The sequence below is a fragment of the Aminobacter sp. 01T433 genome (assembly GCF_056398585.1).
On the sequence record NZ_JBFTPR010000022.1, the window covers coordinates 40,973 to 64,955 of the forward strand.

The 23,983-nt window shown below is 63.4% G+C and carries 22 protein-coding genes; 7 read left to right on the top strand and 15 right to left on the bottom strand.

The annotated features are described in order from the left end of the window. Window position 1: 1 nt before the first annotated feature. The 11 genes from AC1DLV_RS26580 to pcaD all read right to left on the bottom strand — a co-directional run bounded on the left by AC1DLV_RS26580 (window position 2) and on the right by pcaD (window position 9,629). On the bottom strand, window positions 2-718 hold the full coding sequence (locus AC1DLV_RS26580) for an ABC transporter ATP-binding protein (RefSeq protein WP_476803037.1): 717 nt from the start codon (window positions 716-718) through the stop codon (window positions 2-4). Further along, the gene (locus AC1DLV_RS26585) at window positions 699-1,463 is read right to left on the bottom strand and encodes an ABC transporter ATP-binding protein (RefSeq protein ID WP_476803038.1); all 765 of its coding nucleotides are present in this window, start codon (window positions 1,461-1,463) and stop codon (window positions 699-701) included. Before AC1DLV_RS26585 ends, AC1DLV_RS26580 begins: the two co-directional genes overlap by 20 nt. Continuing rightward, complete coding sequence (locus tag AC1DLV_RS26590) at window positions 1,460-2,467, bottom strand: branched-chain amino acid ABC transporter permease (protein ID WP_476803039.1); 1,008 nt, start codon at window positions 2,465-2,467, stop codon at window positions 1,460-1,462. Before AC1DLV_RS26590 ends, AC1DLV_RS26585 begins: the two co-directional genes overlap by 4 nt. Next, window positions 2,468-3,331 (bottom strand): branched-chain amino acid ABC transporter permease, encoded by an 864-nt coding sequence (locus tag AC1DLV_RS26595; protein ID WP_476784091.1) that lies wholly within the window; start codon window positions 3,329-3,331, stop codon window positions 2,468-2,470. It abuts the gene before it with no gap. Window positions 3,332-3,396: 65 nt separating this feature from the next. After that, the gene (locus AC1DLV_RS26600; RefSeq protein WP_476803040.1) at window positions 3,397-4,569 is read right to left on the bottom strand and encodes an ABC transporter substrate-binding protein; all 1,173 of its coding nucleotides are present in this window, start codon (window positions 4,567-4,569) and stop codon (window positions 3,397-3,399) included. Between the two features lie 157 nt (window positions 4,570-4,726). Next, on the bottom strand, window positions 4,727-5,899 hold the full coding sequence (gene pobA, locus AC1DLV_RS26605; protein WP_476803041.1) for a 4-hydroxybenzoate 3-monooxygenase: 1,173 nt from the start codon (window positions 5,897-5,899) through the stop codon (window positions 4,727-4,729). A gap of 87 nt (window positions 5,900-5,986) precedes the next feature. Continuing rightward, complete coding sequence (locus AC1DLV_RS26610; RefSeq protein WP_476803042.1) at window positions 5,987-7,051, bottom strand: 3-carboxy-cis,cis-muconate cycloisomerase; 1,065 nt, start codon at window positions 7,049-7,051, stop codon at window positions 5,987-5,989. Between the two features lie 3 nt (window positions 7,052-7,054). Then, on the bottom strand, window positions 7,055-7,669 hold the full coding sequence (gene pcaG, locus AC1DLV_RS26615) for a protocatechuate 3,4-dioxygenase subunit alpha (protein WP_476803043.1): 615 nt from the start codon (window positions 7,667-7,669) through the stop codon (window positions 7,055-7,057). Next, window positions 7,669-8,424, bottom strand: a complete 756-nt coding sequence (pcaH, locus tag AC1DLV_RS26620; protein WP_476803044.1) for a protocatechuate 3,4-dioxygenase subunit beta — start codon at window positions 8,422-8,424, stop codon at window positions 7,669-7,671. The genes pcaG and pcaH overlap by 1 nt, the downstream gene beginning before the upstream one ends. Beyond that, window positions 8,414-8,824, bottom strand: a complete 411-nt coding sequence (pcaC, locus tag AC1DLV_RS26625) for a 4-carboxymuconolactone decarboxylase (RefSeq protein WP_476785325.1) — start codon at window positions 8,822-8,824, stop codon at window positions 8,414-8,416. Before pcaC ends, pcaH begins: the two co-directional genes overlap by 11 nt. A gap of 7 nt (window positions 8,825-8,831) precedes the next feature. After that, window positions 8,832-9,629, bottom strand: coding sequence for a 3-oxoadipate enol-lactonase (gene pcaD / locus AC1DLV_RS26630; protein ID WP_476803045.1), 798 nt, complete (start codon window positions 9,627-9,629; stop codon window positions 8,832-8,834). 94 nt (window positions 9,630-9,723) lie between these two features. Here pcaD and pcaQ point away from each other — a divergent pair, with 94 nt between their 5' ends. Both pcaQ and AC1DLV_RS26640 read left to right on the top strand, forming a co-directional pair. Beyond that, a complete protein-coding gene (pcaQ, locus tag AC1DLV_RS26635; RefSeq protein WP_476803046.1) occupies window positions 9,724-10,641 on the top strand; it encodes a pca operon transcription factor PcaQ in 918 nt (305 codons plus the stop codon). A gap of 81 nt (window positions 10,642-10,722) precedes the next feature. Continuing rightward, the gene (locus AC1DLV_RS26640) at window positions 10,723-11,475 is read left to right on the top strand and encodes an SDR family NAD(P)-dependent oxidoreductase (RefSeq protein WP_476803047.1); all 753 of its coding nucleotides are present in this window, start codon (window positions 10,723-10,725) and stop codon (window positions 11,473-11,475) included. Between the two features lie 74 nt (window positions 11,476-11,549). On the opposite strand, the gene AC1DLV_RS26645 is transcribed toward AC1DLV_RS26640, so the two are convergent. Continuing rightward, window positions 11,550-12,920 carry an aspartate aminotransferase family protein gene (locus AC1DLV_RS26645; RefSeq protein WP_476803048.1) on the bottom strand — a complete coding sequence of 457 codons (1,371 nt, stop codon included), beginning with the start codon at window positions 12,918-12,920 and terminating at the stop codon, window positions 11,550-11,552. Window positions 12,921-13,116: 196 nt separating this feature from the next. Here AC1DLV_RS26645 and AC1DLV_RS26650 point away from each other — a divergent pair, with 196 nt between their 5' ends. The 3 genes from AC1DLV_RS26650 (at window position 13,117) to AC1DLV_RS26660 (ending at window position 16,442) form a co-directional block, all read left to right on the top strand. Beyond that, window positions 13,117-13,803: a GntR family transcriptional regulator gene (locus AC1DLV_RS26650; protein ID WP_476803049.1), complete on the top strand. Its 687-nt coding sequence runs from the start codon at window positions 13,117-13,119 to the stop codon at window positions 13,801-13,803. A gap of 1 nt (window position 13,804) precedes the next feature. Beyond that, entirely contained in the window at window positions 13,805-14,926 is a 1,122-nt protein-coding gene (locus AC1DLV_RS26655) for an NAD(P)/FAD-dependent oxidoreductase (protein ID WP_476803050.1), read from the top strand. 82 nt (window positions 14,927-15,008) lie between these two features. Beyond that, entirely contained in the window at window positions 15,009-16,442 is a 1,434-nt protein-coding gene (locus AC1DLV_RS26660; RefSeq protein WP_476803051.1) for an NAD-dependent succinate-semialdehyde dehydrogenase, read from the top strand. 42 nt (window positions 16,443-16,484) lie between these two features. Here the strand turns inward: AC1DLV_RS26660 and AC1DLV_RS26665 are convergent, their stop codons facing one another. Continuing rightward, window positions 16,485-16,949 (bottom strand): Lrp/AsnC family transcriptional regulator, encoded by a 465-nt coding sequence (locus AC1DLV_RS26665; protein WP_476803052.1) that lies wholly within the window; start codon window positions 16,947-16,949, stop codon window positions 16,485-16,487. 136 nt (window positions 16,950-17,085) lie between these two features. Between AC1DLV_RS26665 and alr the strand changes: the two genes are divergently transcribed. Both alr and AC1DLV_RS26675 read left to right on the top strand, forming a co-directional pair. Then, window positions 17,086-18,213: an alanine racemase gene (gene alr / locus AC1DLV_RS26670; RefSeq protein WP_476836293.1), complete on the top strand. Its 1,128-nt coding sequence runs from the start codon at window positions 17,086-17,088 to the stop codon at window positions 18,211-18,213. 14 nt (window positions 18,214-18,227) lie between these two features. Then, window positions 18,228-19,481 (top strand): D-amino acid dehydrogenase, encoded by a 1,254-nt coding sequence (locus tag AC1DLV_RS26675; protein WP_476803054.1) that lies wholly within the window; start codon window positions 18,228-18,230, stop codon window positions 19,479-19,481. A 32-nt stretch (window positions 19,482-19,513) separates the two neighbouring features. Here the strand turns inward: AC1DLV_RS26675 and AC1DLV_RS26680 are convergent, their stop codons facing one another. Continuing rightward, entirely contained in the window at window positions 19,514-22,648 is a 3,135-nt protein-coding gene (locus AC1DLV_RS26680) for an efflux RND transporter permease subunit (protein WP_476803055.1), read from the bottom strand. Continuing rightward, window positions 22,645-23,949, bottom strand: a complete 1,305-nt coding sequence (locus tag AC1DLV_RS26685) for an efflux RND transporter periplasmic adaptor subunit (RefSeq protein ID WP_476803056.1) — start codon at window positions 23,947-23,949, stop codon at window positions 22,645-22,647. The genes AC1DLV_RS26680 and AC1DLV_RS26685 overlap by 4 nt, the downstream gene beginning before the upstream one ends. Between the last annotated feature and the right edge of the window lie 34 nt (window positions 23,950-23,983).

A 23,983-nucleotide genomic window follows, 5' to 3' on the forward strand; every position in this document is an offset into this window, starting at 1 on the left:
ATCAGTGCAGGCCGCCGACGCCGAGCAGACGCTCGACGACGTCCGGCTGGGCGGAAAGCTCGACGGGCGTGCCCGACCAGGCCACGCGGCCACGCTCCAGAATGATGGCGTGGTCGGCGAAATCGAGCGCGCTCTGGATGCGCTGTTCGACCAGGACGACGGTCATGTCGCCGCCTGAGGCGAGCTTCGAAAACGCCGCCATCAGCTCTTCGCAGATGACAGGGGCCAGGCCTTCCAGCGGCTCGTCGAGCAACAGCACGGTCGGGCGGCCGAGGATGCTGCGGGCGGTCGACAGCATCTGCTGCTCACCACCGGAAAGCTGGGACCCAAGGTTCTTGCGCCGCTCCTTGAGTCGCGGGAACATGTCGTAGGCTTCTTCGATGGCCGAACGGTCGCGGCCCTTGAGGCCGACGAAGAGGTTCTCCTCGACGGTGAGCGAAGGGAAGATGCAGCGCGCCTGCGGCACGTAGCCGAGGCCGCTGCGGGCGCGCGCCGAGCTTTCCTGGCTGCTCATGTCGGTGCCGCCGAGGCGGATCGAGCCGCCATAGCGCTTGGTCTGGCCGGCGATGGTGGCAAGCAGCGTCGTCTTGCCCATGCCATTGCGTCCAAGCACCGCAAGCCGCGAACCGGCTGGCACGGAGAAGCTGATGCCCTCCAGCACCCGCGTCGGGCCGTAGCCGGCGCTCAGGTCTTTGACTTCAAGCGGCGCTGCGGTCATTGGCGTAGCTTCCGAGATAGGCTTCGCGCACACGCGCGTCCTTGGTGACGTCCTCAGGCGAACCATCGAAAATGATGGCGCCGGCGGCGAGAACGATGACACGCTTGGCGAAGCGGAAAACGAGATCCATGTCGTGCTCGATCATCAGCACGGCAAGGTCGGATGGCAGTCCGGCAAGGGCGGCTTCGATGCGCGGCGTATCGCTTTGCGGCACGCCGGCGGCAGGTTCGTCGAGCAGCAGAACCTTGGGCTTGAGCGCAAGCGCCAAAGCGATTTCGAGCAGGCGCTGCTGGCCGTAGGCGATCTCCGAGACCTTGCGGGTGGCGATGTGGTCGAGGCCGAGCGTGCGCAACAGCTCGGCGACCTCGGCCAGGACATCGGGCATCGACTGGTAATGGCCAAAGATGCGGCCGGTGCGACCGGCGCGCTGCATGACGGCAAGTGCAAGATGTTCTTCCGGCGTCATGTCGGGAAACAGGCGCGTGACCTGGAACGATCGCACGAGGCCCTGGCGCACACGCGGCGTCGGGCCAAGGGCCGTGACATCGTTGCCGCCGAGCATGACCTTGCCGGAATCGGGTTCCAGATGGCCGGTGACCAGATTGACGAAGGTGGTTTTGCCGGCGCCGTTGGGGCCGATCAGCGCCACCCGGTCGCCGGGGTTCATGGTGATCGACACGTCCTGCGTGACGGCGAGGCCGCCGAAGGATTTTTTCAGGTTTTCGACCTGGAAGACCGCACTCATTTGCCGTCACCTTTGAAACGATCGAGCAGCGTGAGCGCCGTGCCGTAGAGGCCGCGCGGCGCAAACAGCACGACCGCGATCAGCAAGGCACCAACGATGGTGAGCCAATGGAACGGATTGGCGGCGGAGACGAAGTCCTCGAACCACATGAAGCTGACGGTGCCGATGAGCGCGCCATAGAGCGAACCCGTACCGCCAAGCACCAGCATGACCAGCGCCTCGGCAGACAGCGTGAAGCTGAGCGAGTCGAGACCGACAACCTGGGTGGAAATGGCGTTGAGCGCGCCACCGACGCCGGCGACAGCACCCGAGATGACATACATCTTGAGCAGCGTGCCTTGCACCGATGCACCCATGGCGCGGATGCGGATCGGGTCTTCCTTGATGCCACGGCAAAGCATGCCGAAGGGCGAGCGGGTGATCAGGCGCAGCACGATAAACGTGATGACCACCAGCGCCACGGCGAAACCGTAGGCGGTGCGGCCCCAGAGATCGAAGGCGAACATGCCGAAGATCGGGTCGGGTGAGATGCCCGACAGACCGTCGCTGCCACCGGTGTAGGCAGAGGCCTTGTTGGCGGCCTCGTGGAACAGGTGGACGACGGCGATGGATAGCACCAGCTGCGCGAGCCCATGGCCGCGCAGGATGACGGCACCGGAGACGATGCCGGCGAGCGCACCGCCGATGGCGCCGACGACGACCATCAACAGCGGGTCGGTGATGCCGAAATGAACCGCCGCGATGCCCGAGGCATAAGCGCCGGCGCCGAACAGCGCGGCGTGGCCAAGCGTGGCGACGCCGCAGAAGCCGGTGACGAGGTCGATCGACAGGACCAGCAGTGCGACGCCCAAGATGCGCGTCAGCAGGGCCAGATTGTTGGGGAACAGGAAATAGCCGATGGCGGCGAAGGCCAGGATGACAGCGAGACCGATGAGGTCACGCATCAGCCAGTTCGGGCGCGCCGCGGCAGGCTTGGCAGCGGCGGTGTTTTCGATGGCTGCCATCTACTTGCTCCTGCCCAAAAGGCCGCGCGGGAAGACGCAGACGATGGCAATGACAGCGAGGTAGAAGAAGAACTCGCCATATTCCGGCAGAAGATAACGACCGGTGGTGTCGATGGCGCCAAGCAGCAGGCAGGCGAGCAGCGCGCCGGGGATGGAGCCAGCGCCGCCGACCGAGACGACGACCAGGAAAGTGACCATGTAGCGCAGCGCGTAATAGGGCTCGATCGGCAGAAGCTCGGCACCGACGATGCCACCAAAGGCGGCAAGGCCGACAGCGACCGCGAAGCTCACGGCGTAGACGATCTTGGTGCGCACGCCGAGCGACGCTGCCATTGCGGCATTGTCGACCGAGGCGCGCAGCTTGACGCCGAAGGATGTCTTTTCGATCAGGAACCACAGCGCGCCAGCCACGGCTACGCCGCACGCGATGGCAAACAGCTTGTGGGCAGCAATCGAGCGGAAGCCGAGATCGACCGGGCCGCGCAGCGTTTCGGGCAAAGGAATTGTCTTCAGCGTCGGACCAAAGACATAGTTGGCGATGCCGATGACGCAGAAGGTGATGCCGATGGTCATCAGCACCTGGGTGAGTTCAGGCGCGCCATAGATGCGGCGGTAGAGAAACCGCTCGACCGGAATGGCAATGATGATCGTGCCCACCACCGCAACAAGGATCGCGACGCCATAGCCGAAGCCGAGCGTTTGGGTGGCATAAGAGGCGATATAGCCGCCGATCATGGCGAATGCGCCATGGGCGAGGTTGACCACGCGCATCAAGCCCATGGTCACCGAAAGTCCAATCGAGATGACGAACAGCACCATGCCATAGGCAAGGGCGTCGATCCCAACACTGAAAACGGTTTGCATCGTTTTATCCAGCAGCAGCCCGGAAGCCGAGGTGGCGTCCGGGCTCTGTCGTTGGCGTAACGCTGTTACTTCGCAGCCGCAAGGCCGGGGTCGCCCTGCTTTTCGAAGGTCGCGATTTCCTTGTTGTAGTAGGTGCCATCAGCGGCCTTGGCGACCTCGCGCAGATAGATGTTCTGCGTCATGTGACGGGTCTCGGGATCAATCGAAACCGGACCGCGCGGGCTTTCCCAGGCAAGGCCCTTGACGGCATCGACCGCCTTCTGGGCGTCCTGCTTGCCACCGGTCGCCTCGATCATCTTGTAGATGACGTGCATGCCGTCATAAGCACCGACCGAGGGGAACGACAGCTCGGCCGGGTTGCCGATCGCCTTGTGGGCTGCCTCGACGAACTTCTTGTTTTCAGCCGAGTCATGCGAGACGGCATAGTGGAAGGTCGTCAGCAGGCCTTCGGCCGCCTGGCCGAGTGCCGGCAGGTCGGACTCCTGGGTCAGGTCGCCGGGTGCCAGGAATTGGATGCCGGCTTTTGCCAGGCCGTTTTCGTTGTAGGCCTTGACGAAGCCGAGTGTGGTCGGGCCCGACGGCAGGAAGGCGAACACGGCATCGGCGCCGGAATCCTTGACGCGCTGCATGATCGGGCTGAAGTCGTTGGTCGACAGCGGCAAGCGAATGGAATCGACGACCTCGCCGCCTTCGGCGGTGAAGGTGGTCTTGAAGGCGTTTTCGGAATCGACGCCCGGGCCGTAGTCGGAGACCACGGTGATGACCTTCTTGACGCCGCGTTCTTTGGCGACCTTGGCCATCGGCGCCGAGGTCTGCCAGGTAGTGAAGGAGGTGCGCACGATCAGCGGGCTCTTGGTGACGATCGCCGAAGTGGCGGCGTTCATGACGACCAGCGGCACATTGGCCTGCTCGAGCAGCGGGGTCACCGCCATGGCATCGGGGGTGAAGTAGAAGCCGGCGAGATACTGCACGCCTTCCTTGACGACCAGTTCCTGGGCCAGCGCCTTGGACTGTGCCGGATCGGCGGCTGGCAAGTCGCGGTAGACGATCTCGATGTCGCTGTCGCCGACCTTCGAGCCGTTCAGCGCCATCCAGGCGTCGATGCCGGCCTTGAAATTCTTGCCCTGGATGGCAAACGGGCCGGAGAAAGGACCAACGACGCCAACCTTGACGGTGTCGGCAAAGGCGGCGCTCGAAAGCGCCAAAACCGCAAGCGCGGCCAAAACAGACTTCTTCAATTTTTCCTCCACATGGTCGAGCCGGCACAGTCGGGCGCGCCGGTCTCGGTTTCTCCGTATCGTGCCAAGTGTCATGCTCGAAACGGTAATGTAAAATGAAAAGAAACGCGCATCCTATAACCTGACGGATATGTGATTTACTCGTTTCCTTTGTAGATCAGTAAGGCAGTCCGACATAGTTTTCGGCAAGCGAGGCGGACGCTGCCTGCGAGTGGACGAGATAGTCCAGCTCCGCTTCCTGGATACGCTGGCCAAAGTCGTCGGTGTCGGGGAAACGGTGCAGCATGGTGGTCATCCACCAGGAAAAACGCACTGCCTTCCAGACGCGCGACAAAGCCCGCGCCGAGTAGACATCGATGCCTGCGCTCGACTTGTCCTGGTAGAACTCACGCAGACCCCAATAGAGATAACGCACGTCGCTGGCAGCGAGATTGAGGCCCTTGGCGCCTGTCGGCGGCACGATGTGGGCGGCGTCGCCGACGAGGAACATGCGGCCAAAGCGCATCGGCTCGGCGACGAAGGAGCGCAGAGGGGCGATCGACTTCTCAAAGGACGGGCCGGTGACGACGCGTGCTGCAGCCTCCGGCGGCAGGCGGCGGCGAAGCTCGTCCCAGAAGCGCTCGTCGCTCCAGTCCTCGACCTTGTCGTCGAGCGGGCACTGCACATAGTAGCGGCTGCGGTGGGTCGAGCGCATCGAACACAGCGCGAAACCCCTGGGATGATTGGCATAGATCAGCTCGTGATCGGCCGGCGGCACCTCGGCCAAAATGCCAAGCCAGCCGAACGGATAAGCACGCTCATAGGTCTTGATCGCGCCTTCCGGCACCGACTTGCGGCTGACGCCATGGAAGCCGTCGCAGCCGGCGATGAAGTCGCAATCGATGCGATGGGTGGTACCATCCTTCTCATAGGTGACGAAGGGTGCGTCGTTGTCAAAACCCTGCGGCGTAACGTTCTTGGCGTCGTAGATGGTGGTCAGGCCTTCAGCCTCGCGCTTGTCCATCAGGTCGTGCGTCACCTCGGTCTGGCCGTAGACCATGACGCGCTTGCCGCCGGTAAGCTGAGCGAGATCGATGCGGTGAAGCCGACTGTCGAAGGCAAGCGAGATGCCATCGTGCGGCAAGCCCTCGGCATGCATGCGCGCGCCCGCACCCGCCTCGTCGAGCAGGTCGACCATGCCTTGCTCCAAAACGCCGGCACGGACGCGGCCGAGCACATAATCTCGGTCGACGCGCTCCAAGATGACGTTGTCGATGCCGCTGTTGGCGAGCAGCTGTCCAAGCAGAAGCCCCGAGGGGCCCGAGCCGATGATGACCACTTGCGTACGCATTTGTTGTCCTTCTTGCCGCGCTGCCCATCCGTAGCGTGGCCGTCTCGGCCAGCTGTCGGTCAGGCGCTTGGTTGCCTGCGCCTTGGGCTAGATGCCCGCCTTGGCGCCCATCGTTTCGATCTGTCCGGCGAGCGTATTGGCCAACCGTAGAGAGGCTGCGGTTGCCACCACCATCTGCGGCAGGAGCAGCCATTCCAGCGTCCAGGCCGCGCCCGAACGCTCCTGCTCATGCACCAGCGCCTGATGCATTCCAGAAAGCTGGGTGGCATTGAAGCGCGCGAGCGTGACCAGCGCTTCGGCCGCAACCGGGTTTTGCTTGTGCGGCATGGCCGACGAGCCACCGCCGCCGCTGAGCGAAATCTCCGAGCCGTCCTGCGCCATCAACGCGATGTCCTGGCCGAATTTGCCAAGGCTGCCGCTGATCAGCGACAGCAGGCTCGCGAAATCGGCGAGCCGATCGCGCTGGCTGTGCCATTGCGGAACGTCGTTGAGGCCGAGCTTTTGCGCCAGCGCCTGGCGCACGGCGACCGCTTTGTCGCCAAGCTTTTCCAGCGTGCCGGCGGCACCACCGAACTGGACGACGAGAAGTTCCGAGCGGATCGCTGCAAGCCGGGCGCGATTGCGTTCGAGAGGTTCACGCCAGGCGCGGATGCGGTCGGCAACGATGATTTCGATCGCTGCCTGCATGCGGGTGCGGCCCATCATCGGGCGGGTGCCGAATTTTGCCTCGAGGGCGGAAAGTTTCGCAGTGACTTCGGCGAGCTGATCGTCAAGCCGCTCTATAATGACCTTCAACCGCAGCACCAACGCCGTGTCGATGACATCCTGGCTGGTGGCGCCGAAATGGACTTTTTCACCATGCGGCTTGCCGACTGCCAAACGCAGCTGGCGCACAAGTTCGGGCACGACGACGCCGTCACGAGCAACGCCGTCCTTGAGCGCGGGTACGTCAGGCACAAACGAAGCTAGCGCCGAGACGATCGCCGCGGCAGCATCGCTGCTGATCACGCCTTCGACAGCTTCCGCCTCGGCAAGCGCACGCTCAAACGCCACCATCGCCACCACTTCCGTTTCCACGGAAAACTGGCGCGATGCCTCCTCGTCGCCGAGCAAGCCTGACAGATAGGGGTGATCGAATGGCGAAACTGTCATGATCTAGATGTCAAGGAACACGGTCTCCTTGTCGCCCTGGAGGTGGATGTCGAAGACATAGGCATCGCCCTCGCGCGCGGCGATGAGGGTAGCCACGCGTTGACGGTGCTCGATGCGGGCGAGCACAGGATCTTCTGCATTGGCCTGTTCTTCGTCGGCAAAATACATGCGTGTGTTGAGGCCGAGATTGATGCCCCGCGCGACGATCCAAAAGCTGATGTGCGGCGCCATCAGCCGGCCGTCCTTGAACGGCGCGCGACCGGGCTTGATGGTTTCGAAGACACATTCGCCCGAAACCATGTCGGTCGCCTTGCGGCCCCAGCCGGTGAAATTAGAGTCGGCTGGACCGCGCAATTCGGACGGCGAATTGTAGAGACCAGCGGCATCCGCCTGCCATATCTCGATCAGCGCGTCCTTGAGCGGGGTGCCGGTTCCGTCGAGCACACGGGCGCGCACGGTGATGCGCTCGCCCTTGGTCTTGGGGTTGACCATTTCGGTGCCGAGGTCTTTTTCAAAGACGACCGGGATGCCGCAGAAATTGGGTGTCAGGCCGATATGGACATAAGGACCTGCGGTCTGCGAGGGGCTTTCCTTGAGCCGGTTGAGAGCCTGAACCATCAGTTGCCCTCCAGGCGGTTTTCAAACAGCGACGAACGGCGGCCGCGCAAAACGATGTCGAATTTGTAGGCGCGCGCGTCCATCGGGATCGTCGCCTGCATGTCGAGCGCTGCAACCAGCATCTCGATTGCCGCGCGGTCGGGGATGGTCCTGACGATCGGGCACTGCCAGATCATCGGGTCGCCTTCGAAATACATCTGGGTGATCAGGCGTTGGGCAAAGCCGTGGCCGAAAACCGAGAAATGGATGTGCGCCGGGCGCCAGTCATTGACGCCGTTCGGCCAGGGATAGGGGCCGGGCTTGATGGTGCGGAAGGCGTAGGAGCCGTCCTCGTCGGTGATGGCACGCCCGCAGCCACCGAAATTCGGGTCGAGGGCGGCGATGTAGCCCTCCTTCTTGTGGCGGTAGCGGCCGCCGGCATTGGCCTGCCAGAACTCGAGCAAGGCACCCGGCACACCCCTGCCACGCTCGTCGAGCACGCGGCCATAAACGATGATGCGTTCGCCAATGGCGCTCTCGCCGGGCTTGGCGAAATTATGGATCAGGTCGTTGTCGAGCTCGCCCAGCATGTTGTGGCCGAAGACCGGACCGGTGATCTCGGAAATGGTGTTATCTAGCGATAGCAGCGCCTTTTGTGGCGAGCGCAGCACCGAGGTCTTGTAGGTCGGGGTGAAAGCCGGCGGGTGCCAGTCGCGGTCGCGCTGGAAGAAGGCGCCCGTCTCGGGCTTGCGGTTCGAGGTGGGGTCAGTGGTCATCGGACTTGCCTGCATCCATTTCGGCAAAGACATGCTTGGCGATCTTGATGGCGCGGTTGGCTGCCGGCACGCCGGCATAGATCGCCACATGCAGGAAGGCTTCGCAGATGTCTTCGCGCGAAGCCCCGGTGTTGACGGTGGCGCGCACATGCATCGCCACTTCCTCGTCATGGCCAAGGGCTGCCAGCAGCGCCAGCGTGACCATCGAACGCTCACGCTTGCTCCAGGTCGGACGCGCCCACACCGTGCCCCAGGCGGCCTCGGTGATGAGCTCCTGGAACGGCCGGTCGAAATCGGTCGAGGCCGTTTCGGCGCGGTCGACATGGGCATCGCCGAGCACGGAGCGTCGGACGGCGAGACCTTCGCGATACCTGGTCGAGGCTGGCGCCGATGGGTTCATTGTCAGTTCACTCCAGTGGAAGGCGGGCAACGAAGCGCTGGATCAGGGTGGTCAGCGTTTCGGGCTGTTCGATGCAAGGGATATGGCCGGCGCCGTCGATGATCTTGAAACGCGAACCGGGGATGAGATCGGCCATGGAGCGCACCAGTGCCGGCGGGGTCGAGCCGTCCTGGTCGCCGACGACGCAAAGGGTTGGCACTGATATCGCCTTGGCGGCTTCAGTGTAGTCGGCGTCGCGTAGCGCCGCACAAGTTCCGGCGTAGCCGGCGAGCGGCTGGCGCACCAGCATGTTGCGGTAGCCGATCAGGTCGGTGCTGCGCTTTTCATGGAATTCCGGTGTGAACCAGAGCTTGAGGACGCCATCGGCGATGGAGGCGATGCCGTCTTTTTCGACAGCGGCGATGCGGGTGTTCCAGGATTCGGTCGTGCCGATCTTGTGGGCGGTGTCGCAAAGGATGAGCGCGCTCACCAGGTCGGGGCGCTTGGCGTAAAGGCCCTGCGCGATCAGCCCGCCGACCGACAGGCCGCAGATGATCGCGTTCTTGACCTTGAGATGATCGAGCAGGCCTTCGAGATCACCGACGTGATCGTCCATCGAATAGGGAGCCGTGCCCATGTCTGAAAGGCCATGGCCGCGCTTGTCATAGGTGACGATAGGAAAGTCGCCTGCAAGCCGGACGATGACGTCGCGCCAGATGCGGAAATCGGTGCCCAGCGAATTGGCGAAGACGATGACCGGCTTGTTTGCGGGTCCGCCGATGAGCTGGTGGTGCAGCGTGATGCCGCGGATGTCTGTGAACTGCACTCGATTTCTCCTCGTGATGACAGTGGATGAGTTATTTGGTTTGGTAAAATGATATTTTGTGGCCTTCTCTTAACTCCTGGGTTATGAAAAACCTATGATCGAAAGCCGTGTCAGGTTCCGCCACCTCCAGACGTTCCTAGAAGTCGCGCGCCAGAAAAGCGTGGTCAAGGCGGCCGGGCTGCTCAATGTCAGCCAGCCGGCGGTGACCAAGACGATCCGCGAGCTGGAAGAAGCGCTCGGCGTTTCCGTGTTCGAGCGCGACGGGCGCGGCATCAAGATCACGCGCTCGGGCGAAGTGTTCATGCAGCATGCTGGCATGGCGATCACAGCACTGAGGCAAGGCATCGATTCAGTTGCCAACTCCCGCGCCGAAGGTGCTCCGCCGATCCGCATCGGCGCGCTGCCGACGGTTTCAGCGCATATCATGCCGCGCGCGATGAGCCTGTTCCTCAGCGAAAATACCGGCGGCACGATCAAGATCGTCACCGGAGAAAACGCGGTCTTGCTCGAACAGCTCAGGCTCGGCGAACTCGACCTCGTTGTCGGGCGCCTGGCGGCACCGGAAAAGATGACCGGCTTCTTCTTCGAGCACCTTTATTCCGAGCAGGTGGTGTTTGTTGTGCGTGCCGGCCATCCCCTGCTCAAGGCGGACCAGGACGTGTTCGAGCGGCTGGGCGAATTTCCGCTGTTGATGCCGACACGCGGCTCGATCATCCGGCCCTTCGTCGAGCGCTTCTTCATCACCAATGGCGTCGCCTCCATCCCGACCGAGATCGAGACGGTCTCGGATGCCTTCGGCCGCGCCTTCGTGCGCCAGAGCGATGCGGTGTGGATCATCTCGCACGGCGTCGTCAGCGACGACATCAAGGCCGGCACGCTGAAGATGCTGCCGGTCGACACCTCGGAGACGCGCGGGCCGGTGGGGCTGACCATGCGCACCGACACGCAGCCCTCGCCCGCGTTTTCGATCCTGCTCAAGACGATCCGCGAAGCAGCCAGCGAGCGCGGCTGAAAGCCACCGCCATTCGTCGCGCCCCCTCGCAATGGCAGGATGCATCCGCTACATACGCTTCAAGCTTGCAATGAGGATGAAATGGCCGAGAAAACCGAAGGGCGAAAGACGATCGTATTGACCGGAGCCAGCCGTGGCATCGGCCATGCGACAGTGAAGCGCTTTTCGCGCGAAGGCTGGCGCGTCATCACCTGCTCGCGCCAGGCATTTTCCGATGACTGCCCGTGGCCGGCCGGCCCGGAAGACCACATCAAGGTCGACCTCGCCGACCAGGGCGATGTCGGCAGCGCTGTCTCGGAAATCCGCCAGCGGCTGGAAAAAGAAGGCGGCATGCTGCACGCGCTGGTCAACAATGCCGGCATCTCGCCCAAGCACCAAGGCGGCGGCCGGATGAACTCGATCGACACGCCGATGCATGTCTGGCGCGACGTGTACCAGGTCAATTTGCTGGCGCCGATCATGCTGGCGCGTGGCCTGTTCAAGGAGTTGGCTGCGGCAAAGGGCTCGGTGGTCAATGTGACGTCCATCGCCGGAACCCGCGTTCATCCTTTCGCCGGCACGGCCTATGCGACATCCAAGGCAGCACTTGGCGCGCTGACACGCGAGATGGCGGCCGACTTCGGCCCGCACGGCATTCGCGTCAACGCCATTGCGCCCGGCGAAATCGACACCGCGATCCTGTCGCCCGGCACCGAGAAGATCGTCGAGACGATCCCAATGCGCCGGCTCGGCCTGACGTCGGAGGTCGCCGACATCATCTATTTCCTGTGCTCAAGCCAGGCGTCCTACGTCACCGGCTCCGAAATCCACATCAATGGCGGCCAGCACGTTTGAGTATTGTGCCGTCTGACTGAACGAAAACGCCCGCCGGATCGCTCCGGCGGGCGTTTTGATTTGATGGCTTGAGATCAGGCCTTGATCTGCTTGGCCGCCTGATCGAGCGACAGCTCGACCGCATCGAAGATGGTGTCGACCTGCTTTTCGTCGATGATCAGCGGCGGGCAGAAGGCCAGCGCATCGCCCATATTGCGGGAGATGACGCCGTTCTGCTGCAGGATGCCGTTGACCAGGCCGCCAAGCGCACCGACGTTGCCCCAAGGCGCCTTGGTTGCCTTGTCGGTGACGAGTTCCATGGCGCCGATCAGGGCTACACCGCGCACTTCGCCGATGAGGTCGTGCGAGGTCAGCTCGCGCAGGCGCTTTTGCATATGAGCGCCGACCTCGCGGGCGTTGTCGACCAGGTTGCGCTCTTCGATGATGTTGATGTTTTCGATCGCGACGGCGGCAGCGACAGGGTGGCCGCCGGCGGTGAAGCCGTGGCCGAAGGTGCCGATGCGGTTGCTTTCGTCGGCGATCGGCTCGAACACCTTGTCGTTGATCAGCATGGCCGAAATCGGCAGGTAGGACGACGAGATCTGCTTCGACATGACCATGATGTCAGGCTTCATGGCATAGGTCTCGGTGCCGAACATCTTGCCGGTACGGCCAAAACCGCAGATGACTTCGTCGGCGACGAGCAGGATGTCGTATTTCTGCAGAACGGCCTGGATCTTCTCCCAGTAGCCGGCCGGCGGCACGACGACGCCGCCCGCGCCCATGACCGGCTCGCCGAAGAAGGCAGCGATGGTCTCAGGCCCTTCGGCGATGATCAGCTTTTCGAGATCGTCGGCGAGGCGGGTCGAGAACTGCTGCTCGGTTTCACCGGCAAGCGCCTCGCGCCAGTAATGCGGCGACGAGGTGTGCAGCACATTGGCGATCGGCAGGTCGAAGGACAGGTGGTTGTTGGGCAGGCCGGTGAGGCTGGCCGAGGCAATGGTGACGCCGTGATAGGCGCGCTTGCGCGAGATGATCTTCTTGCGCTCAGGCTGGCCGAGCGCATTGGAGCGGAACCAGATCATCTTCATGGCCGTGTCATTGGCCTCGGATCCGGAATTGGTGAAGAACGCCTTGCTCATCGGCACCGGCGCCATGGTGACCAGCTTCTCGGCCAGGTCGATCAGTGGCGAGTGACCCTTGTGGGTGAAGTTGTGGTAGAAAGGCAGCTTGGACATCTGCCTGGTAGCGGCATCGACAAGGCGCTGCTCGGAGAAGCCGACGCCGACGCTCCACAGGCCCGACATCGCCTCGATGTAGCGCTTGCCCGAAATGTCCTCGACATAGATGCCGTCGCCCTTTTCGATGATCAGCGGGCCGACTTCCTGATGCCGGCGGGCATTGGTGTAGGCGTGCATATGGTATTTCTTGTCGCGCGCCTCGGGCGAATTGGGCTGGCTGTCCATGCTGAGTTCCTCTGCTCGGTGTTTTACGCGATCTGGCCTTGGCGCCATCCGCGTTCAATCGATCCGGCCAGTCCATGGCCGCTCTTGCAAAATTGGAGTTTTGCTGTTTGATGCATCATGTTTTTCCGACACAGGACTGTCAAGGGCCAGCGCAGGCCCGCAAGCAGGCCACGCCTGTCGGCAGGATCGAGCAGCGATGAACGAGAATTTCGGCCTACAGTTGGTGGAACACGACAATCTCGGCGAGATTGTCTACGCCCAGCTGTCTGACGCGCTGATCAAGGGGCGCTTTGCGCCCGACGCGCGGCTGACCATTCGGGATCTCGCGCAATCGCTCGGTACCTCCGTGACACCGGTGCGCGACGCTATCCTGCGGCTGATCCAGGACGAGGCACTTGTGCAGAAATCGGCGCGCGAGGTACGCGTGCCTGTCATGACACTGGAGCGATATCTCGAAATCCGCCAGATCAGGATGAAGCTAGAGGGGTTGGCCGCGCGCGAGGCAGCACTCAAGGCCGAGGCCCACGATATTGCGCGGCTGCGCGATCTCATCGTACGCAACGAACAAGCGATCACCGCCAAGGACTGGGCGACGGCACTCGAACTCAACCAGACCTTCCACTTCGCTCTTGCCCAGATCGCCAACATGAATGTGCTGCGCGGCATCCTCAACCGGCTGTGGCTGCAGATGGGGCCGCTGATCGCGGCTTCATACGAGCACGGCGGCAGGGCGATGATCGACCAGCATCATGTGATCCTTGCCGCCATCGAAGGCCGCGACGCCGACAAGGCCGAACGCGCCATCGTCGACGATATCAAAGGCGCAAGCTCATTCATCATCGACCAGCTCGCCGCGTTGAAACCCGCCGGGAGTGCTACCTGAGATGGACACTGTCGATTGCATCATCGCCGGAGCTGGCGTCATCGGCCTGGCGGCGGCACGCGAATTTAGCCGGCTTGGCATGGAAACAATCATCATCGAGGCCGCCGATGCCATCGGCACCGAGACCAGCTCGCGCAACTCGGAAGTGATCCACGCCGGCATTTATTATCCCACAGGCAGCCTGAAGGCTAAGCTGTGTGTTGCCGGTCGCGGCAAGCTTTACGCCTATGCCGCCGAGCGCAACATTCCCCACAAGCGCTGCGGCAAGCTGATCGTGGCAACGCTGCCCGAGCAGGTGGCGACGCTAACCGGCATCATCGACAAGGCCAAAGCGTGCGGCGTCGAAGACCTCGTCATGCTGAGCGCTGCCGAAGCGATCGCCATGGAGCCGGGGCTGACATGCACTGCCGCCGTGCTGTCGCCTTCGACCGGCATCGTCGACAGCCACGCGCTGATGCTGGCGCTGCTCGGCGAGGCCGAGGAGCGCGGCTCATATCTGAGCCTCAACACCGAGATCGTGTCGGGACGGGTCGAGGCCGACCGTTTCGTACTGCAGACGCATGACCGCAGCACCGGCAGCGACTACGAGATCGCCGCCCGCCATTTCGTCAACGCAGCCGGGCTCGGCGCGAACGCGCTTGCCGGCCGGCTCGAGGGCCTCGGTCCAGAATTCGTGCCGGAACTTCACCTGGCGCGCGGCAATTATTTCTCGGTCACCGGCAAACCAGCCTTTTCCAGGCTGATCTATCCGGTGCCGGAGCCGGGCGGGCTTGGTGTGCACCTGACGCTCGATCTGAATGGCGGCATGCGCTTTGGCCCCGACGTCGAGTGGATCGACGAAAAGGATTACAGCGTCAATCCGCGCCGCGCCGACCATTTCTATGGCGAGATCCGCAAATACTGGCCCGACCTCGCCGACGGCAGCCTGAGCCCAACCTATAGCGGCATCCGCCCCAAACTGTCGGCACCGGGCGAGCCGGCGGCCGATTTCGTCATCCAGGGGCCGGAGACCCATGGCGTCAAGAATCTGGTCAATCTGTTCGGCATCGAAAGCCCGGGACTGACCTCGTCGCTGGCGATCGCCGAACTGGTGGCACAAAGGCTTGTGCCAACCTATGTCTAGCCAAGGCTCCGAGACTCGCGTCTAGGCCAGCGCCGACGCAAGCCCTGCCCGATCCTCACGAACGACCCAGCAAGGACAAAATATGTACCCGGAAGTGAAACTGTTCATCGACGGCAAATGGACGGCTGCTGAAGGCGGCAAGACCATCGACGTCTACAATCCCGCCACCAACGAGGTGATCGGCAAGGTCGCTTCGGCCGGCAAGGGCGATCTCGACCGGGCACTCGCCGCCGCCGAACGCGGCTTCAAGGTGTGGCGCAAGGTTTCGCCCTACGAGCGCTCCAAGGTGTTGCGCCGCGCCGCCGAACTGATGCGCGAACGCGCCGACGCGATCGCAGCGCTGATGACCCAGGAACAGGGCAAGCCGGTTGGCGAAGCCAAGATGGAGATCCTGTCGTCGGCCGACCTGTTCGATTGGTTCGCCGAGGAAGGCCGCCGCACCTATGGCCGCGTCATTCCGGCCCGCGCCTCCGGCATCCAGCAGCTCGTCGTCAAGGAGCCTGTCGGTCCGGTAGCAGCATTCACGCCGTGGAACTTCCCGGTGTCGCAGGCCGTGCGCAAAATCGGCGCGGCATTGGCCACCGGCTGCTCGATCATCGTCAAGCCGCCGGAAGAAACGCCAGCCTCGCCTGCTTGCCTCGGCGACATCTTTAGGGATGCTGGTCTGCCTGATGGCGTGCTCAACCTCGTCTACGGCAACCCGCCTGAGATTTCCGGCTACCTCGTGCCGCATCCGGTGATCCGCAAGGTGTCGTTCACCGGCTCGGTGCCGGTCGGCAAGCATCTGGCGGCACTCGCCGGCACGCATATGAAGCGCGCGACGATGGAACTGGGCGGCCATGCACCGGCGATGGTGTTCGACGACGCCGATGTCGATGCCGCAGCAGCAACGCTTGCCGCCTCGAAGTTCCGCAATGGCGGCCAGGTCTGCGTGTCGCCGACGCGCTTCCTGATCCAGGAAGGCTCCTACGACCGCTTCCTCGGCAAGTTCGTCGAACATGCCGAGGCGGTGAAGGTCGGCGATGGTCTCGACGCCAGCAGCCGCATGGGCCCGCTGGTCAACGAACGCCGTTTGCAGGCCGTCGAAACGCTGATCAATGAAGCCGTCGCTGATGGCGCCAAGCTCGAAACCGGCGGCAAGCGCATCGGCAACAAGGGCTCCTATTTCGAGCCGACGGTGCTTTCGGGCCTGCGCACCGACATGCGCATCATGAACGAGGAGCCGTTTGGTCCCGTCGCTCTTGTGCTGCCGTTCAAGAGCTTCGACGACGTCGTGACCGAGGCCAACCGCCTGCCCTACGGGCTTGCGGCCTACGCCTTCACCAAGTCGAACAAGACGGTAACGGACCTCGGTGCCGAGATCGAAACCGGCATGCTGACGATCAACCATCTCGGCCTGGCGCTGCCGGAAACGCCGTTCGGCGGTATCAAGGACAGCGGCTATGGTTCGGAAGGCGGTTCGGAAGCGCTCGAGGCCTATCTGGTCACCAAGTTCGTGACCCAGGCAGCCGTCTGAAACTGACAATAGAGCCGGCGCCGCAAGCGGCGCCGGCCATCTTCACGATACCTTCGGCCGTTTCGACTGCAAGATGTTGCGGATCGAAAAGCTCGAATGGATGCGGGCGAGGCCGGGCAGCGCCGACAGGATTTCCTTGTGCACGCGCTCGAAATCAGCGGCACTCGCCACCTCGACACGCAGGAAATAGTCGGAGTCGCCCGTCATCAGGTAGCACTCCTTGATCTCGGGATAGCGCCGCACCGCAAGCTCGAAGCGGTTGAAATATTCCTCGGTCTGCCGCTCCAGCGTGATCTGGACTATGACGGCGATGCCCTCGTCGGCGGCGGCGTTGCCGATGATCGCGGTATAGCCACGGATCACGCCCTCCTGTTCCAGCAATTGCACCCGCCGCAGGCATGCCGATGCCGACAGCCCAACCTCAGCCGCCAGCTTGGCGTTGCTGACGCGCGCATTGGCACGCAACGCACGGATGATGCCACGGTCGATAGCATCCAGAGAGGGCATCGCGTTTCCTTTCAAATCGCCGAAGAAAATTTCACCAATTCAATGTTGCTCGCACAAACTGCGGCAGATTGGCAAGATTTCAGCCGATCATTGCGGTATTCTTCTGACTTAGGTGAGGACCATTCCTGATATGACTATGGGTGCGCAAAGCGACATCGAAAGCCGTGCGGCTTGTGGCGTGCTGACCATCGACTTGGCAGCGCTTGTGGCGAACTACGAGCACCTGTGCCGGCTAACCGCGCCCGGAAAGGCCGCGGCAGTAGTCAAGGCCGACGCCTATGGGCTCGGCGTGGCGGAGGTCGCACCCGTGCTCTACGACGCAGGTTGCCGCGATTTCTTCGTCGCGCATTTCATCGAGGCTGTCAGGCTCAAGCCGCACCTTGGCGCCGACGCGCGCATCCTGGTGCTCAATGGCCTTATGCCTGGCAGCGAGAATGATTGCGCCGACCTCGGCATTGTTCCGGTGCTGAATTCGCTCGCCCAGGTCGCCAACTGGTCGGCGACGGCCAAGGCGCGCGGCACGACCTTGCCCGCCGCGGTCCAGGCCGACACCGGCATGTCTCGGCTCGGGCTCGAGCGTGAAGAGGCCGATATCTTGCTCGCCGAACCGGCGCGCCTCGAAGGCATCCATGTCGACATCATCATGAGCCACCTGGCCTGCGGCGACGAGCCGGCGCATGGCGCCAATGCTCGTCAACTGGCCCGCATGGCCATGGTGCGCGCCCGCTTCCCCGACACCAAGCTGTCTTTTGCCAATTCGGCCGGCATCTTCCTCGGCGAAGACTATCGCGGCGATCTCGCCCGGCCGGGAATCGCACTCTATGGCGGTGCGCCGTATTCCGGGAGCGGCAACCCGATGCAGCCGGTGGTACAGCTCGAGGTCGGCGTGGTGCAGACGCGCACCGTACCGGCGGGCACCGAAATCGGTTATGGCGCGAGTTTCGTCGCCAAGTCGGAGATGCGGCTTGCCACCATCGCCGCCGGCTATGCCGACGGGCTGCCGCGCCATCTCAGCAATTCGGGCGCTGGCTATTACGGCGACGTGCGCCTGCCGATCGTCGGCCGCGTGTCGATGGACAGCATCATCCTCGATGTCACCGCCTTGCCGTCCGGCACGCTCAAGCTCGGCGACATGGTCGAGCTGATCGGCCAGCACCAGACGCTTGAAATGATCGCGTCAGACGCCGGCACCATTTCCTACGAAATCCTGACCAGCCTGGGCCGGCGCTACAGACGCCGCTACCTCAGCCCGGCAGCGCGCTAACCACAGGGGCAATCATGCGCATAGTCATTCTCGGTGCCGGTGTCATCGGCGTCACCTCCGCCTACTACCTGGCCAAGGCAGGCCACAAGGTCACCGTGCTCGACCGCCAGTCGGGTCCCGCGCTCGAGACCAGCTTCGGCAATGCCGGCGAGATCTCGCCCGGCTACGCCTCGCCCTGGGCGGCACCCGGCATTCCGCAGAAGGCGATGAAGTGGCTGTTCATGAAGCACGCGCCACTGATTATCCAGCCGATGCTCGACATCTCGACCTGGCGCTGGGTGACGGCGATGCTGCGCAACTGCACATCGTCGCGTTACGCGCTCAACAAGAGCCGCATGGTGCGTCTTGCCGAATACAGCCGCGACTGCCTGATTTCGCTGCGCGACGACACCGGCATCGAGTACGACCACCGCACGCAAGGCACGCTGCAGCTGTTCCGCTACCAGAAGCAGCTTGACGGCATGGCCAAGGACATCGAGGTGCTGCAGAGCGACGGCGTGCCTTTCGAGGTGCTCGACGCCGCCGGCTGCGTTGCCGCAGAGCCGGGCCTCGCGCCAGTGCGTGAAAAGGTTGCCGGCGGCCTGCGCCTGCCCAATGACGAGACCGGCGACTGCTTCAAGTTCACCAATGAGCTGGCGAAGCTTGCGGAAGGCCTCGGCGTCGAGTTCCGCTTCGGCGTCAAGCTTGAAGGCCTGCGCCAGCAAGGCAACCGCATCGTTGCCGTCAGCACCTCGGAAGGCGAGGTCGAGGCCGACATGTTCGTCGGCGCGCTCGGCAGCTTCACGCCGGCTTTCGTCAAGCCGCTCGGGCTCAAGGTGCCGGTCTATCCGGTCAAGGGCTACTCGATCACCGTGCCGATCGTCGACGAGGCGCGCGCGCCGGTGTCCACCGTCATGGACGACACCTACAAGATTGCGATCACCCGCCTCGGGGACCGCATCCGCGTCGGCGGCATGGCCGAGATTGCCGGCTTCAACACCGATCTTTCGCCGTCGCGCAAGGCAACGCTGCAGTTCTCGGTAGAGGATTTGTTCGGCGGCGCCGGCGACCAGAGCCGCGCCACCTTCTGGAGCGGCTTGCGGCCGATGACGCCAGATGGCACGCCAGTCATCGGGCGCACGAGGTTCGACAATTTCTACCTCAACACCGGCCACGGCACGCTCGGCTGGACCATGGCCTGCGGCTCGGGCCGCGTGCTCGCCGACATGATCGGCGGAACCCGTCCCGAAATCGACGTCGCCGATCTTTCACTGTCGCGCTACGCGTAAGCACAAGGCTGGGCTGGGGTTTCTCAGCCCAGCTACTCCGCGGCCTTGAGCACCTTGACATTCTCGGCCGGTTTCGGCTCGACCGGTCTTGTCCCAACTGCCGCCGGCCTCACCCATTCGGCGAGGCGCTCCATGTAGAGATAAAGCACGGGCGTGACGAACAGGGTCAGCGTCTGGGACACGACAAGCCCGCCGACGACGGCGATGCCCAGCGGCTGGCGCAGCTCGGCACTTGCGCCGGTGCCCAAGGCGATGGGCAAGGTGCTCATCATCGCTGCCAATGTCGTCATCATGATCGGGCGAAACCGCATCAGGCAGGCCTTGTGGATGGCCTGTGCCGGCGCCATTCCGTCGCGCTGCAAGGTGAGCGCGACGTCGATCATCATGATGGCGTTCTTCTTGACGATGCCGATCAGCATCAAAAGCCCGATGACGGCGATGACCGACAGGTCGAAGCCAAGCCAGGACAGCGCAAGAAGCGCGCCGACAGCCGCCGCCGGCAGGCCGGAAAGAATTGTCAGCGGGTGGATGAAGCTCTCATAGAGCATGCCGAGCACGACATAGATGGTCAGGATCGCGCCGAGGATCAAAAGCCCCTGGTTGGCGGCGGCATCCTGGAAGGTCTTGGCGGTGCCGTAGAAGCTAGTCACGACATTCTGCGGCATGCCGATCTCGGCCTTGAGCTTGTCGATCTGGGCGATGCTATCGCCAAGGGCGACCTTGTCGGGCAGGTTGTAGGAGATGGTGACGGCGGGAAGCTGGCCGAGCTGGTTGACGGTCAGGGCACCGGCATTCCGCTCGACATGCGAGAAGGAGCCCAAAGGTATCAGCGTGCCGTTGGCACCGGCGACTTCGATGCGCGCCAGCCGCTCCGGTGTCCAGTCGACACTCGGATCGAGTTCCATGATCACATCGTAGCTGTCGCTCGGCGTGTAGATGGTTGAAACCTGCTGGGTGCCGAAACCGCCATAAAGCGTCGAGCGCAGCACATCGGCCGTGATTCCGAGCGAAGCCGCCTTGTCGCGGTCGATGACCAGTTTGGCTTGAAGCGCCTTGTTCTGCAGGTCCGAGCTGACGTCGGCGAAAACGGCCCTGTCGGCCGTCATCGCGTCAGTCAGCTTCTGCGCCCATTGGTTCATCAGGTTCTGGTCGAGACTCTGGACCACGAGCTGATACTGGCTGGCCGAACCGCGCGCCCCCACCGACAGGTTCTGCACCGGCGACATGAAGGCCTGGATGCCGGCGATCGGGGCAAGCTGCCGGCGCAGGTCGGAAAGCACCTGCTGCAAGGGCGGACGCTCTGTCTTGGGCTTCAGCTCGACAAAAAGGCGGGCCGCGTTCATCGCACCGGAGCCGCCACCGCCGCCGCCGACATTGCTGGCAACGTGGGCGACATAGGGCGATTTGGCAAAAACATCGACGACCTTGGCCTGCAGCGCCTTCATCGCCTCGAACGAGATATCCTCGCGGGCCTGAGTGGTGACCTGAAGCTGGCCGATGTCTTCGAGCGGAAAGAAGCCCTTGGGCATGGTTTGAAGCTGATAGACGGTCATGCCGACCGTTCCGAGGAAGATGGCAAAGACAACGGGATGGAACCGGAAGCAAAGCCTGAGCATGCGGTCATAGCCGCGCCGCACCGCTTCAAAACCGCGCTCGAGCGCGCCGCCGAGCCCCGTATCGCTGTGCGAGGCGATCGGCAGCCGCGATGCCAGCATCGGCGTCAGGGTCAGCGAAACGAAGGCGGATACCAAGATGGCGACGACGACCACGACGGCGAATTCGTAAAAGATCTTGCCGATAACCCCACCCATCAGGAGCACCGGGATGAACACGGCGACGAGCGAGAGCGAAATCGCAATGATGGTGAAGCCGATCTCGCGCGAGCCCTTGAGGGCTGCTTCGAATGCGCCTTCGCCATCTTCTTCGACGTGGCGGACGATGTTTTCCAGCATGACGATGGCGTCATCGACAACAAGCCCGACCGACAGCGTCAGGGCCATGAGCGAGATGTTGTCGATGGAAAAGCCGAACAGATACATGACACCGAAGGTGGCGATCAGGGAAATCGGCACGGCAAGTGCGGGGATAAACGTCGCCCAGAGCCGGCGCAGGAAGATGAAGATCACCAGAACGACCAGGGCGATGGTCAGGCCGAGCGTGAACTGGACGTCGCTGACGGCAGCGCGGACCGACGCGGCGCGGTCGTTGAAGGCCTCGAGCGATGCGGCGACCGGCAACTCGCTGCGGAATGTCGGCAGCATTGCCTTGACCCTGTCGACCACGGCAACCGTGTTGGCGCCGGGCTGGCGCTGGACTGCCATGACGATGGCGCGCGTGCCGTCATACCAGCTCGCCGTCTGGAGGTTCGCGACGGAATCGATGACCTTGGTGACGTCACCGAGCCGGACAGGCTTGCCGTCCTTGCTTGTAATGATGAGGTTGGAAAAATCGGCGGCGTTGTTCAGCTGCGTGTTGGCAACGATGGTCAGTTGCTGCTGGTTGCCCTGGAGGGTTCCCAAGGGAGCATTGGAATTGGCAGCGGAAATCGCCGTCGACAATTGCGCCGTCGAGATGCCCCTGGCCGCCAATGCGTCGGCGTCGACCTGGATGCGCACGGCATATTGCTGGCTGCCGAAGATCGACACCTGAGCGACACCGTCGAGCGTGGACAGCGAGGGCGAGATCACCTGCTGGGCAAAGGCGTCGAGGTCGGTGAGCGGCACGACATCGCTCTTCAGCGCAAGCAGCAGGATCGGCGCATCGGCCGGATTGACCTTGCGATAGCTCGGCGGCGAGGGCATTTCATCAGGCAATGCCCGGGCGGCGCGGGCGATGGCCGCCTGCACGTCGGCGGCGGCGGCATCGATGTTGCGGTTGAGGACGAACTGGATCGAGATCGATGTCGAGCCGAGCGAATTGGTCGTCGAAATGCTGTCTATGCCGGCGATCGTGGCGAACTGCTTGATCAGCGGCGTTGCCACCGAGGTTGCCATGGTGTCGGGGGCTGCTCCCGGCAGGCTCGCCGAGACGTTGATCACCGGGAAGTCGGCCTGCGGGAGGGCGGCCACCGGCAACCGGCTGTAAGCGAACAGGCCGGCTATCACCAGAGACAGCGACATCAGCAGCGTTGCGACCGGCCGGCGTATGCAGAATTCGGAAATATTCATCGCCGGACTCCCGACGAGCTCGGCCGGGCGACATAGGCAGCGGGCTGCACCTGGGATGCATCGCCGGACGTGCCTGCCGCGGCGGTGGGCCGTACCGCAGCGCCAGGCTTCAGCCGCAACTGGCCTTCGGTGACCACCTGGTCGCCGGGATTGAGGCCCGAAGCGATGGCGGAGTTTGCACCATCGCTAACCGCCACCTTGACGGGGCGAAGCTCGACGGTGTTGTCGGGCCGCACAAGATAGACGAACTGGCCGTTCTGGCCGGGCTGCAGGGCAACCGTCGGGATGATCGTCGTGTTGGGCACTGCCGGCTGATCGACCTCGACATCGACATACTGGCCCGGCCACAGCGCAAGGTCGCCATTGGCAAAAGTCGCGCGCATGGCAATGGTGCCCGACGTCGTATCGACAGCCGAGTCGATGAAATCCATGACACCGGAGGCGACCGGGTCGGAACTGCCTGTGATCAAGGCTCTCACGGTCGGGGGCGTGCCGGCGTCGACAAGCTTCTTGAAGACCGCCAGCTGGGTTTCGGGAAGGTGAAACATCACCTCGATGGGATCGACCTGCGTGATGGTGACGAGCCCGCTGGTATTGGTCGAAGAGGTGTTGCCGACAATATCGCCAACAGCGGTTTGCACCGCCCCCAACCGGCCCGATATCGGCGCCCTGATCAAGGTGTAGTCGAGCTGAACCTGGTCGGCATCAATAGCTGCCTGGTCGCCATCAGCGTTCGCCTGCGCTCCCCGCTGGAATGCCAGCGCGGTGTCATAGGCCTGCTGCGTACCGGCCTGCTTGCTGGCGAGATCCTTGGCGCGGTTCATGTCTGCGGTCGTGCTGATCACCAAGGCACTGTCCTTGGCAAGGGTCGCCTGATCGCGTGCAAGCTGGGCGCGCAATGGCCGATCATCGAGTGAAAACAGCAGATCGCCGGCCTGCACCATCTGGCCGTCCTTGACGTGGATCGCCATCAGCTGGCTCGATATCCGGGCCCCGACCACGACAACCGCCGGCGACTGCACGGTGCCGAAACCTCTCGTCACGACCGGAAACGAGCCGCTCTCAGCCGAGGCGACCGTCACGGCTATCGCGTTGGCGTGCTGGCCTTTGGGATCTGTGGGCGATGCCGGGGCGGGCGTTGCGTTCCCGGCCTTGCCGGCTCCCTGCCGGGGTGCCTCAAGGCTTGCCATCGCGCCGGCAGCATGCCGTTTGGCCGTATCGATCAATCCCGGGAACAGCAGCAACGCCGCAGCGACGGCAAGCGCCATCGGGACCAAAACGGCAGAACGGAATGTCCACATGAGACCGCTCCTGGGCGCAGGAGGCCATTTCCAC